Source organism: Thalassoglobus sp. JC818 (assembly GCF_040717535.1).
GTDB lineage: Bacteria > Planctomycetota > Planctomycetia > Planctomycetales > Planctomycetaceae > Thalassoglobus.
The window spans coordinates 348,872-360,983 of record NZ_JBFEFI010000003.1 but is presented as its reverse complement, the minus strand read 5'-3'; the positions used below and the strand labels follow the sequence as shown (position 1 = coordinate 360,983).

General features: G+C 53.1%; 11 protein-coding genes. 3 read left to right on the top strand and 8 right to left on the bottom strand.

Going from position 1 to position 12,112, the window contains the following annotated elements; translation table 11 throughout:
* Positions 1–15 precede the first annotated feature (15 nt).
* Entirely contained in the window at positions 16–225 is a 210-nt protein-coding gene (locus AB1L42_RS09325; RefSeq protein ID WP_367053648.1) for a hypothetical protein, read from the top strand.
* 261 nt (positions 226–486) lie between these two features.
* On the opposite strand, the gene glnA is transcribed toward AB1L42_RS09325, so the two are convergent.
* The gene (gene glnA / locus AB1L42_RS09320; protein ID WP_367053646.1) at positions 487–1,899 is read right to left on the bottom strand and encodes a type I glutamate--ammonia ligase; all 1,413 of its coding nucleotides are present in this window, start codon (positions 1,897–1,899) and stop codon (positions 487–489) included.
* A gap of 154 nt (positions 1,900–2,053) precedes the next feature.
* Positions 2,054–3,124, bottom strand: coding sequence for a recombinase RecA (recA, locus tag AB1L42_RS09315; protein ID WP_367053644.1), 1,071 nt, complete (start codon positions 3,122–3,124; stop codon positions 2,054–2,056).
* Positions 3,125–3,650: 526 nt separating this feature from the next.
* Here recA and ilvN point away from each other — a divergent pair.
* Entirely contained in the window at positions 3,651–4,196 is a 546-nt protein-coding gene (ilvN, locus tag AB1L42_RS09310; protein WP_367053642.1) for an acetolactate synthase small subunit, read from the top strand.
* 142 nt (positions 4,197–4,338) lie between these two features.
* Positions 4,339–5,343 (top strand): ketol-acid reductoisomerase, encoded by a 1,005-nt coding sequence (ilvC, locus tag AB1L42_RS09305; RefSeq protein WP_367053640.1) that lies wholly within the window; start codon positions 4,339–4,341, stop codon positions 5,341–5,343.
* A 207-nt stretch (positions 5,344–5,550) separates the two neighbouring features.
* Here ilvC and ndk read toward each other — a convergent pair whose 3' ends face one another.
* From ndk to AB1L42_RS09275, 6 genes are all read right to left on the bottom strand, one after another.
* Positions 5,551–6,018, bottom strand: a complete 468-nt coding sequence (gene ndk, locus AB1L42_RS09300) for a nucleoside-diphosphate kinase (protein WP_367053638.1) — start codon at positions 6,016–6,018, stop codon at positions 5,551–5,553.
* Between the two features lie 191 nt (positions 6,019–6,209).
* Positions 6,210–7,343: a glutamine-hydrolyzing carbamoyl-phosphate synthase small subunit gene (gene carA / locus AB1L42_RS09295; RefSeq protein ID WP_367053636.1), complete on the bottom strand. Its 1,134-nt coding sequence runs from the start codon at positions 7,341–7,343 to the stop codon at positions 6,210–6,212.
* Positions 7,344–7,582: 239 nt separating this feature from the next.
* On the bottom strand, positions 7,583–7,846 hold the full coding sequence (locus AB1L42_RS09290; protein WP_367053634.1) for a hypothetical protein: 264 nt from the start codon (positions 7,844–7,846) through the stop codon (positions 7,583–7,585).
* Positions 7,839–9,920 (bottom strand): transglutaminase domain-containing protein, encoded by a 2,082-nt coding sequence (locus tag AB1L42_RS09285; RefSeq protein WP_367053632.1) that lies wholly within the window; start codon positions 9,918–9,920, stop codon positions 7,839–7,841. The genes AB1L42_RS09290 and AB1L42_RS09285 overlap by 8 nt, the downstream gene beginning before the upstream one ends.
* Positions 9,917–11,149, bottom strand: coding sequence for a DUF58 domain-containing protein (locus AB1L42_RS09280; RefSeq protein WP_367053630.1), 1,233 nt, complete (start codon positions 11,147–11,149; stop codon positions 9,917–9,919). Before AB1L42_RS09280 ends, AB1L42_RS09285 begins: the two co-directional genes overlap by 4 nt.
* Complete coding sequence (locus tag AB1L42_RS09275) at positions 11,146–12,099, bottom strand: MoxR family ATPase (RefSeq protein WP_367053628.1); 954 nt, start codon at positions 12,097–12,099, stop codon at positions 11,146–11,148. Before AB1L42_RS09275 ends, AB1L42_RS09280 begins: the two co-directional genes overlap by 4 nt.
* Positions 12,100–12,112 lie beyond the last annotated feature (13 nt).

Genomic DNA, 12,112 nt, shown 5'->3' with positions numbered 1-12,112 from the left:
CTTTGGAGAAAAAGAATGAAGAAGTTGACATCGTTGCTGACAGTGCTCTGCTTGACCGGATGGATGGTTGGATGTGCTCCAGAAGAAGCCGCTCCACCAGCTGCTACTGAAACTCCAGCAGAAGAAGGTCACGAAGACGATCACGCACACGAAGATGGTGGCGAAGAAGCACCTGCTGACGCTGCACCAACCGATGCTGCTCCAGAAGCTGGAAGCACCGAGTAATTTCAGTCAGCCTACTCGTCTCGCAAAACTCGGTCACAAACTGAGCCACTCGCAGATTTGAGTACGCTGATTTGACGATCGACCTCTCGATCGTTGGAAACTGAAAGCCCGCCCGTTCTTCAGAACGGACGGGCTTTTCTGCGTTTCAGACCCGCTTGATAGTCATGATTGAAGATCCCCAGAGATCTCTACCGCCGACGAAAGCGCTATGCTCCGCAGAAAGGCACTAGCGAACTGGGCTCAAAGCTGTCGCCCGGTCAATCAAGCATCGTAATAGAGGGCAAATTCCCACGGATGAGGCCGCTGCCGGACCGCTTCGATTTCTCGTTCCGTCTTGTACCAGATCCACGTATCGATCACGTCTTCCGTGAAGACATCTCCCCGCAACAGGAAATCGTGGTCATTACGCAGTGCTTCCACTGCTTCCGCAAGAGACGTCGGAACCTTCGGATACTCCCCAAGCTCCTCAGTCGGAAGATCGTAGACATCTTTATCGAGCGGCATTCCCGGATCAATTTTCTTCTGAATGCCGTCCAAGGCTGCCATCAACACTGCTGCATTGGCAAGATAGGGATTGCAAGCAGGATCGGGGCATCGAAACTCTATCCGACGCGACTCAGAAGAGGATGCGTGGACCGGAATGCGAATCGCTGCCGAACGGTTTCGGAAACTGTAAGTGAGGTTCACAGGTGCGTCGAAACCAGGAACAAATCGCTTATAGCTGTTGGTTGTCGGACAACTGAAGGCGAGAATTGCCGGAGCATGTTTCAGAATGCCGCCGATGGCATGCATTGCCAGTTCACTCATGCCCCCATATCCTGAACCGGAGAAGAGCGGCTCACCACTTTTCCAAAGCGAAAAGTGCATATGCAGGCCGGAGCCATTGTCGTTCCAGATCGGTTTTGGCATGAACGTCGCCGTTTTTCCGTGCTTGGCAGCGACATTCTTAATGAGATACTTCAGACAAAGCAGAGCATCTGCAGCTGCCAGAAGCGGAGCGAATTTCAGATCGACTTCACATTGCCCCGCTGTCGCGACTTCATGATGCTGACCGATCACGTCGATCCCGCACTCTTTTGCGGTCAACATGATCTCAGTACGGAGTTCCTGCAGGGAATCCGTTGGGGGCATCGGAAAATACCCCTCTCGCCGGCGAACCTGCTGCCCGCGACCCGTTCCCAGATCTCCGCCGCCCCGATTCCACTCTCCCTCAACACTGTCGAGATGGTAGAAGCCTTCGTGTTCGTTCTGATCGAATCGAACCTGATCGAAGACGAAGAACTCCGGCTCGAGCCCAAAATAGGCGATGTCGGCAATCCCGGTCGACCTCATGTAAACTTCAGCCTTGCGGGCCACGTTGCGAGGATCGCGGTTGTAGTCAGACCTTGTGATCGGGTCCTGAATGTTGCAGGTCATTGCCAGCGTTGACGCCATAAACGGGTCGATCATCGCCGTTTCAGGCTGCGGCACGACCAGCATGTCGCTTTCGTTGATCGCCTGCCACCCGTGAATTGACGATCCATCGAACGTCAATCCATCTTCGAAGCTCTGCTCATCAAGAGCATCCACCGGAATCGTGAAGTGCTTCTGCATTCCTGGAAAATCCATGAAACGCAGATCTACTGCCTGAATCTCCTTCTGTCGGCAAAGTGCCAACACTTCACGAGGTGTCATAGTCTTCCAGCCATCAAATACGCACTGACATCAAATCGCCCCGAGCGCCGAGACGTTCGATATCGTCGCAAGTCTCTCGTCGAAAATGAAGCCTGACGTGAATGCCACTGACGTGAGAATGCCGCTTTTTCTGCGGAATTCGGCACAAGACGCATCAACTCTCTGCTTCGCCTTCATCCTCAGAGCTTCCATCCCCGAGCAGGAGCCCTTTCGACATCAGGACCTTGTCACGAATTTCGTTCAACAGTTCCGGATTCTCTTCGAGCGTCACACGAGCTTTGTCACGTCCCTGCCCCAGTTTCGTATCGCCGTAGTTGAACCAGGAGCCACTCTTCTGCACGATTTTCGCAGCTGTTGCGAGATCAAGAAGATCGGCCGACATGCTGATTCCACATTCTCCGAGCATGTCGAATTCCGCAACTCGAAACGGTGGAGCAACTTTGTTTTTGACAACCTTGGCCTTCATTCGAATTCCGATCGCTTCGTCGCCATCCTTCAGAGTGGCAATGCGCCGAACGTCGACTCGGCACGAGGAATAGAACTTCAAAGCCCGACCACCGGGAGTCGTCTCCGGGCTCCCGAACATGACCCCAATTTTTTCCCGAATCTGGTTGATGAAAATGACAGTCGTCTTCGCTTTGGCGATCGCACCCGTCAGTTTTCGCATGGCCTGACTCATCATCCGAGCCTGCAACCCGACGTGCTTATCCCCGATTTCCCCATCGAGTTCAGCCTTCGGGACAAGGGCCGCCACAGAGTCGACGACGATCACATCGACGGCGTTCGATTTAATGAGCATCTCCGCAATCTGTAGCCCTTCCTCACCGTAAGTCGGCTGACTAACGAGAAGTTCCTCCAGATTGACACCCAGCTTTCGAGCCCAGGCGGGATCGAGTGCATGTTCAGCGTCGATGAACGCAGCAATTCCACCGCTCTTTTGAGCACTGGCGACAGCATGGAGGGCGAGAGTCGTTTTTCCGCTCGACTCCGGACCGAACAGTTCGATGATCCGTCCTCGCGGAAATCCAGATCCGCCCAGTGCAAGATCGAGTGAAAGTGAGCCGGTTGAAATTCCGTCGACAGTCCCGTCAGGCGAATCAGAGAGACGCATGATCGCGCCTTCGCCGAACGATTTCTCAATCTGTCCCAGAGCATTCTTCAGAACACCGTTCGACTCTGATCGCGAATCCGAAGGAGATTTTTTCGAAGCCCTCGCTTTGGCCATAATCAAGCTGTCCTGCAAAAACTGGTGAACAAGAGAACATTATTATTGGCAAGTCATCGTTTTTATGCAATTACTGAATCGAGGAAATTCGCACACTTTTCTCACCGGAAACACCTCTCGTATCGACCTTGAAGCAGATTCCCGCACTTTCTTGACTCTCACAGAACGATTGCACAGGACCATCTGGCTGCTTCTCGCCAAATGAAAGTCGCCTGAGTTGTCGTCTTATACGCGGTCAGATAGACTCCTCGACCATGGGTTCATCAGCCCGGAACTGTCTTCAAGCGGGAAAACAGGGACGAACGTTCTGCTTGAGGTTCGCGAACCATCTTCAGGTGAATGGGTCCGTCTTGTCCAGGCGGGCGATGGAGTTCTCACCGCCTGATCCCTCACGTTTCTGAGCAGAGGCACTTCAACTCAGCAGAGTCACTCGACCCGAGTGCCAGAAGTCCCCGAGCCATTGAATGTGAGGCGAGGTCAAAGCAATAGTCAGAACTTCAATTCAGTTATCCACGGAATCAATCTCATGCGGCACGTCCTCTCAGCACTGGTCATGAACCAGCCCGGTGTATTGGCCCACATCTCAGGAATGCTGGCCTCTCGCGCTTACAACATCGACAGCCTCGCTGTCGGCCCCACCGAAAACGAAAAGTTTTCGCGAATGACCTTCGTTGTCAAAGGCGACGACCGCGTTCTCGATCAGGTTCGAAAACAACTCGAGAAAATTGTCACCGTTGTTCGAGTCGTCGATTACATCCAGGAAGAGCACGTCGAACGTGATCTGATGTTGATCAAAGTCGAAACCAAGACTCGACTGGAACGCAGCGAACTGAAGGAACTTGTTGACATCTTCCGGGGAAGCATTGTCGACGTCAGTGCCAAGCATGTGATGATCGAAATCTCCGGACAGGAACGAAAGATCGAAGCGTTCATCGAAGCGGTGCGTCCCTTCGGGATCCTCGAAATGGCTCGAACAGGCCGAATTGCTCTGTCCCGTTCGAATTCGATGTCGTCGGCGATTGAAGTTGGAGATCCAACTCACTCCAGCGACAACGTTGACCAGGCTGTATAACCTGGCCCCAAAGTGGCTCACGCACCCTCGAGTGCTCCACACAAATGATTTGCCGTTTTCATCGGCATCTTGTCGAGCGAACAGAAACTCTCTGTTCAGACGGCATCTTCTTTACACAAACTCTTTGACCTAAGGCGATAACATGGCAGCCAAAGTTTACTACGATGACGATGCGGACCTCTCACTGCTCAAAGGCAAAACGATTGCCATTTTGGGCTACGGAAGCCAGGGGCACGCTCAAGCACAAAACCTGCGAGATAGCGGCTGCAACGTCGTCATCGGTCAACGTAAAGGAAGTGCGAACTACGACCTGGCTGTCAGCCACGGTTTCGATCCGCTTCCAGTTGACGAAGCTGCTGCTGCCGGCGACCTCGTCAACATGCTGCTGCCAGACGAAGTTCAGGGCGACATCTTTCGCAACTACGTCAAAGACAATCTCTCACCGGGCAACCTGCTCCTCTGCTCACACGGATTCAACATTCACTTCGGCCAAGTGATTCCACCAGAAGGTGTTGACGCTGGTCTCGTGGCCCCTAAAGGCCCAGGACACCTCGTTCGCAGCGAGTACGTCAAAGGTGGCGGTGTTCCGTCTCTGATCGCGATGTACCCCGGATCTTCCGAAACATCACGCGGCCTCGCTCTGGCCTACGCGAAAGGGATCGGCGGAACTCGTGGTGGCGTCATCGAAACCACATTCGCAGAAGAAACCGAAACCGACCTCTTCGGTGAACAGGTTGTTCTTTGCGGCGGTGTCAGCGCACTCGTCAAAGCTGGTTTCGAAACGCTCGTCGAAGCAGGCTACCAGCCTGAAATGGCCTACTTTGAGTGCATGCACGAACTCAAGTTGATCGTCGACCTCTTCTACGAAGGTGGCCTCAACTACATGCGGTACAGTGTTTCGAACACAGCTGAATACGGAGACTACTCCAGCGGCCCTCGTATCGTGACTGAAGAAACCAAGAAGGAAATGAAGCGAGTTCTGGAAGAAATCCAGAACGGAACCTTCGCCCGCAACTGGCTTCTCGAAAACAAAGCCAACTGCCCGGGATTCCATGCAACTCGTCGACGTGAGCGTGACCACATGATCGAAAAAGTCGGTCGCGAACTTCGCAGCATGATGAGCTGGATCGACTCGAAAGAAGTCTAAGGCAAGCTCTGCCGACTGTGCCTTGAATGGACTTGCTGACAGACTTGTCACCCACTCCAATCAAGCACAGACTTCAACGCAATAAAAAGAAACGGCGGTCAGAACTTTCTGACCGCCGTTTTTCTTTGTCACTCACAGCTGTTTGAACTTGTCGTTCACCATCAACGTCATCAGCAAATGTCGCTCAAAAGTCGAAAGCGGCAATGCTTAGAGCTCGTCGCTGGCACACACCCAGCTATCCAGCGATGGGGCATACTCAACCAGCTCTTCTGGCTGGAAATAAATCGCAGTTTCGCGATCGGCAGCTTCGGGGCTATCGCTTCCGTGAATCAGATTCACCTGCCGTGACAGTCCAAAGTCTCCACGGATTGTTCCTGGCGCAGATTCGCGACCGTTTGTCTTACCCATCATTCCACGCACAACAGAAACCGCTTCTGGTCCCTGAACGACAATGGCCACCACTGGCCCGGAAGTGATGAATTCTTCGAGGAGTGGATAGAAAGGCTTCTCAACGTGTTCTTCGTAGTGCTTGGCAGCAAGCTCTTTCGTCACGACGAGCATCCTCATCCCGACGAGTTTGAGACCTTTTTTCTCAAGTCGGGAGATGATTTCCCCGCAAAGACGACGTTGAACAGCATCCGGCTTGAGCAGGATGAGAGATTTTTCAAGTGCCATGTGTTGTTTCCGCTGAGTTCTAGAATTGGTTCACAATTGTTGCGCCCAAGTCAGGGCCATTCATTGAAAGATATCTGTACTCGAGGCATCAAATTCCGGGATTGCTTTCACCTGCTTGACGAAACTCTCGTGCCCCGACAATGCGGTATAAATGAAAGCTCAAAAGTCTAAGCCATCGAAAGCGAACAACTTCAGTTCGCCATCATCTTGCGGAACTCACCGAAGAGATAGGCACTGTCGTGTGGTCCAGCCGAAGCTTCGGGGTGGTACTGCACACCAAACGCCTTCAGATCGCGATGGCGAATTCCCTCGACCGTCTGATCGTTCAGGTTGACGTGAGTGATTTCTGTTCCCTCAGGAAGCGTATTGATATCGAGAGCAAATCCGTGGTTCTGTGATGTAATTTCAACGCGTCCGGTCTCTTTGTTCAGAACTGGCTGATTGGCTCCGCGATGTCCGAACTTCAGCTTGTAGATTTCGCCACCGAGGGCCATTCCCAGGAGTTGTTGCCCGAGGCAGATTCCGAAGACCGGTTTCTTACCGAGGAGTCCACGAATCGCTTCGACAGCGTAAAGCAATGGACGAGGATCTCCGGGACCGTTCGACAGGAACACCCCATCCGGCTCAAGAGCCAGGATTTCCTCTGCGGTTGCATTCCCGGGAACGATTGTGACACGGCAACCCATCTCTTTGAGATGGCGTGGAATGTTCCACTTCATTCCGTAGTCGACAGCCACAACGTGATAAGCCTTGTCGCACGCTTCTGTCGAAGCTTGAGGCGTGAACTCTGATTGCGAAATCTCGTGGAGACCATCGCTCCATTCGCTTTTCGCACCGGGCATGACTTCCTTAACGAGATCTTGCCCCACCAGATGCGGGCTTTGCTGGGCCTTCTGGATCAACGATTGATCATCGAGATCGATTGTTGAAAGCACGCCGGTCATGGCTCCGTCGCTTCGAATTCGACGGACGAGAGCTCTGGTATCAACACCTTCAATCCCGATGACTCCGTTCTCGCGCAAGTAGTCGTCGAGAGACATTGTCATCCGGTAGCTGCTCGGTTCGCGGCACAACTCCTTGACCACAAACCCCTTCAGGGCAAGTCGGTCACGTTCGACGTCGTCCCGGTTGACGCCATAATTCCCGATCATCGGGTAAGTCATCGTGACAATTTGGCCGTTGTACGAAGGATCAGTCAGAATCTCCTGATAGCCAGTCATGCTCGTGTTGAAAACGACTTCACCGAAGTGTTCGCCTTCAGCACCGAAACGCCGTCCAGTAAAGACTGTCCCATCAGAGAGCGCTAATTTCGCCAATTCAGTCATTGTCTTTGTCTCACGCAGAAAGAGTTTCGAGTGTTGTATCAGACTGTTTCTACTCGGAAAAGGACTGGGTTTTACGTCTCCATGATTTCCGCCGAATCTCTGCTCACATCAACTTCGACGACTCTCAAACCTGAACAGATCGCTCAAAATTCGACACACTCCGGACTCGCACGGTCACGATTTTTCCTTGATCACTGCTTCGCCCCGTTCACATCAGCTTCATTGCATTTGAAACAACCCTATTCCGCATGGACATTGTCTAACAGCGACATGCTGACAATTTGATTGCGGTAAACGAGGGTTCGAGAACGGTTCGGCGTGACACCATGCACTCTCGCTTCATGAACGTAGGTTTCACGATTCGTGCTACTGTCTCGCAGATCGTGGACATCCACATCGACCAATACGAGAAACAAGTCGTCGGCAGCTTGTAGTGTCCCGATGAACACGTACGGGCTGGCCATATCCAGAACGATTGTCTTCCCGAGCAAGTCATCAAACATTTTCAACTTCCGTTTTTTGAGTCGCAGACTTCCCCACCCCGGACGCGATGATTCGTTCACCTTCCGACTGTAACGCTGTCAGGTCTACATCGGGCTGACGAGGACGAAACCGGAATGTGGAATAGCTTCGATACCAGTCCGCTACGCGCTCCCGATTGATCACTGTCGGGTCCGTTTCAACCCGATTAGCGAAGGCCAACAATGTTTCGCTGGGAGACCTGATGAGTCCATACTTCGCCACGAATAAGTCCATTCGCACTCGCTCCTGAGAGAGCGCAGTCACCGCTTCAGTCTTCGCAGTCCGTCGCAGCGAGACGCTGAGCAATCGCTGAAGTGCGACCCCAATGGCACTCAAGGCAATGAGACCGGCAATGCCCCACAACACTGGCTGTACAAACATCATTGCCAGAGAAGCATATTGGCCGCGTCGGGCAGCTTCCTGCATGGATCGAACATATTGGTTGAATGCTTCACGTCGTTGAGTCCAGACCGAGACTGACGTCGGACTCGGAACTCCTTCAGCGGGAGTGGACTCCACAATCACCCAACGTCCGAGATCAGCGTCGTAAGCTTCCACCCAGGCGTGAGCATCCTTTCGCCTTGCATTCCATTGACCATCAACGGAGTTCTTTTCCTGAGCGAGATAGCCTGTAACATACCTCGACGGAACACCGCCAATCCTCAGAAGAACCGCAGTCGCTGTCGCGAAGTACTCACAGTGGGCCGGAACTCGCTCCGACAAAAAGTAACCAAGTCGGTCTTCCCCTGGCGGTGCATTAAATCCGAGTTGGTACTGAAAGTTCTCCAAGAAAAACTCTTTGACGCCGCGGATTTTCTCACCCGGTCGGGACTCATCATCGAAGATTGTCTCTGCAACCGAAAAGACACGCTCATCGATTGATTCCGGAAGCTGTAGAAAATCACTCGAAACCGGGAGTCGCGAGGGCGTTCGAGATGGCTGCCGGAAAAGCATGTATGGAGAAACAAGATCATCGTCCGGGCGTGTCAGGATTCCGCTTCGATCGACGTAAACAGAATATGCTCGACACACGAGCCCGACTGTGTCGAGCGTTCCGAAACAATGACCGGCGGTGCTTCGATCAACAGGCCAGATCTTCATTTCAGAGAATTGACCTTTGATCTCCCCCTTGGGCAGGTACAACTGATCCGACGCATGCTGCAGAGTCATTTCATCGGGGACCTCTGACTGGAACAGTCGTCTCGCTTGCTGAGTGACTGTCCATCTGTCCCTTTCGAAATAATCGAACACCCGCCCTCGCATATACCCCGGCATGATCGGCGAGTGAATCGAAAGCGCTAACTCGTTTTCTTCCGACTGCTTCCAGTTGGTGATATCTGCCAGGCTGCCACGACCGGAGAACCCCGCGCGAGCTGGACCTTCCTGATTGAGCTCCAGAAATGTCGAGATCAAATCTTCCAGACGCCGCTCGTTGCGATGCAGCAACACAGAACACGCAGTCCCCCCCACGAGCGCAAGCACCAAAAGCGTTGTGATGACTCCAGTCCGAAACCATGAACTCCTGGCCGAAGAGTTTCGAATTTGTCGCCGACTCGAGGTCGCAAACCAAGCCCAGAAAATTACAAACAGCTGGACGAGAATCAACATCGCCAGTCGACGATTCGGGCTCAATCGCACATTGCCCGTGAAAATCATCCCAACGACCGCAAATGCGAGAAAGTTCAGCGGCAGCCGCGATCGATTTTGTAATCGGTATAAGGAAATCAGTTCTACAACTAAACAAAACGTGGCCACTTCGTAAGCCAGTTCGGTCATCAAGAATGCGAAGCGAAACTCGAATTCTCGAGGAGCAAACGAGTACTTCAGAAAGAAGAGGACGCCGACCATCGCCACCCAGTGCTTCGTCCGGATCGAGATCAGTCGTCCGCGTCGGACCACGGGAAAATTGACCAATGCCAACAGCACCGCAAACCCAGCCAGCCCTGGCGCATCCATCAGTGCACCCAGAGTGATCGCCTGAACTGAAACAATCCCGATGGCTGCAATTCGCTGCTGAGTCAACATTCCTCGGGCATCAGAAGGAGCCTCGATCATTGCTCGATCCCTTCCAATGCCGATGGATTTCGAGGATCAATGACCGCGATGTCCAAATCGTTCGGGAGCCCGATTTCATCTCGTGAATCAACGATCAAATAACATCGAACGCCAACTCCGGACTCAATCATCATGCGCACAAAGTGTTCGCGCTCTGGATTCCATGTCAGGAATACACAAATGGCGACGGCAGTCGACTCTAATGGTTCGGTCATCGCTTCTGTCAGTTGTGAGAAGCTGTCGTACCGATTTCGCTGAGTCATTGCGAGAATCTGCAAAATGCTTTCGAAGTGGCTCCCCTGAGCAGAAGGCTGAAAGAGATACAAATCCGGACCACAGCCGAAGACCTCGACCGACGACTGGTGCTGATCGAGCGAATGGGCGATGGCAGCGGTGAGAGAAACCGCCATTTCCAACTGCTTCGAAGCCATCCCGAATCGCCGCCACTCAGTCGGTCGAAAGACGTCCAGAATCAGTGCGACGTCGGATGTCACTTCATCCTGAAACTCACGGACAACCGGATGCCCGACTCGCGCCCAAGCTTTAAAGTCCAACTTCCGAGCCGGTTCTCCCGGAACGTATTCGCGATTCCCAACAAACTCAGTCGACTGCCCGATCTGCGAATCGACCGTGACCCCCCCCACCTGAAACTTGCGAGAGAACGGCAGAGAATATCTTCCGATCGGCTCGAACGCTGGAACTACCAGCAACTCCAGTTGTGGGGCTTTCGCTTTGCCGAACCGCATTAAATTGAAGGGGAACGTGCTATGCACTCTGATTTCTGGGAGGAGATATTCGCCTCGCGATTTGGCTTCGATCGTGAACGGCAAGGTCTCTGTTTCGCCTGCCCCAATCCACTGGACTGAACGATCGGGGTCGAGGTGCCGCAATCCCCCGGGAAGCCCAAACATCACACACATGATATCGCAGGCGGGCAACCACCCTCGGTTTGTCACAGTCAGGTAACCCGTAACTGACTCGCCAGCAGTCACTCGATCCGGAAGCCAAGCCTTCACGTCTACCTTCGGCCGCAGAAGGATTCCGGTCAGCTCGATCAGCCCGAAGAAGACTACGAAACCGCAAAAAATCTGATAGATCGGGACTTCGACGGTCACTGCCCCGATTGCACTCAGAAAGATTCCCAACACCGCAACCCGGCCGATGGGTGTCAGCTTGAATCCCACCAGAAACTTCGTCAATCGGACCAGGAAGGGTTGTTGTCGCTTCATGCCGGAACGGGCAGTTCACTCAGAATTTCTTGGATCACCTGGGCTTTAGTCATGCTTCCGTAACGTGCTTTCGGCATCAAACTCAATCGGTGCGGAAGGACGTGAATTGCCATCCGCTGAACATCATCGGGAGTCACAAAATCGCGATGAGAGAGAAACGCCGCGGACTGCACCGCTCGGAAAAACATCAAACTTCCACGTGGGCTCACGCCGAGGCGAATCAGTGGATGATTTCTAGTCCGTGCCACGATATCGACCAGATAGCCAGCCACGCTTCGATCGAGGTCAATCTCACGAACGGTCTGCTGAATATCCGCCACTTCTTCCATCGTCATGACTGGTTCGATGCTGTCGATGGGCAATGTAATGGCCCGGTCGTAAAGCATCGCGATTTCCATTTCGCGGTCCGGATAACCGACTTGCAATTGTACCAGAAAACGGTCGAGTTGTGCTTCGGGGAGCGGATACGTTCCGTGGAAGTCGACCGGGTTCTGAGTCGCCAGCACAAGAAACGGCTTGGGAAGAAAGTGCCGCACACCCTCAATCGTCGCTTGCCCTTCGCTCATGGACTCCAGCAGAGCGGACTGAGTTCTCGGACTGGCCCGATTAATTTCATCCGCGAGGAGAATACTGCAAAAGATTGGCCCTTGGCGGAATTCAAAAACTCCAGTCTTCGGCGAATAAATCGATGAGCCCAGAATATCCGAAGGGAGAAGATCGGGAGTAAATTGCACGCGGCGAAACTGTGCGTCCAACGACCGGGCCAATGCCTTCGCGAGAGTTGTCTTCCCGACCCCGGGAACGTCTTCCATCAAGACCGAGCCCCCAGCAAACAGCGAGATCAGAAGAATCTCAATGGTCTCATCTTTGCCGCGAATGACTTTACAAAGATTCCGTCGAAGCGTGTCGAGCTTCTGTGCTTGATCGACGCTCGCAGTTCCACCTGACATCGGAATGGGACAC

Coding starts and splice junctions, on each gene's coding strand:
- AB1L42_RS09285 (WP_367053632.1), bottom strand. CDS start 9,920: ATGATCGAGGCTCCTTCTGATGCCCGAGGAATGTTGACTCAGCAGCGA.
- ilvN (WP_367053642.1), top strand. CDS start 3,651: ATGCGGCACGTCCTCTCAGCACTGGTCATGAACCAGCCCGGTGTATTG.
- ndk (WP_367053638.1), bottom strand. CDS start 6,018: ATGGCACTTGAAAAATCTCTCATCCTGCTCAAGCCGGATGCTGTTCAA.
- recA (WP_367053644.1), bottom strand. CDS start 3,124: ATGGCCAAAGCGAGGGCTTCGAAAAAATCTCCTTCGGATTCGCGATCA.
- carA (WP_367053636.1), bottom strand. CDS start 7,343: ATGACTGAATTGGCGAAATTAGCGCTCTCTGATGGGACAGTCTTTACT.
- AB1L42_RS09275 (WP_367053628.1), bottom strand. CDS start 12,099: ATGTCAGGTGGAACTGCGAGCGTCGATCAAGCACAGAAGCTCGACACG.
- AB1L42_RS09325 (WP_367053648.1), top strand. CDS start 16: ATGAAGAAGTTGACATCGTTGCTGACAGTGCTCTGCTTGACCGGATGG.
- AB1L42_RS09290 (WP_367053634.1), bottom strand. CDS start 7,846: ATGTTTGATGACTTGCTCGGGAAGACAATCGTTCTGGATATGGCCAGC.
- AB1L42_RS09280 (WP_367053630.1), bottom strand. CDS start 11,149: ATGAAGCGACAACAACCCTTCCTGGTCCGATTGACGAAGTTTCTGGTG.
- ilvC (WP_367053640.1), top strand. CDS start 4,339: ATGGCAGCCAAAGTTTACTACGATGACGATGCGGACCTCTCACTGCTC.
- glnA (WP_367053646.1), bottom strand. CDS start 1,899: ATGACACCTCGTGAAGTGTTGGCACTTTGCCGACAGAAGGAGATTCAG.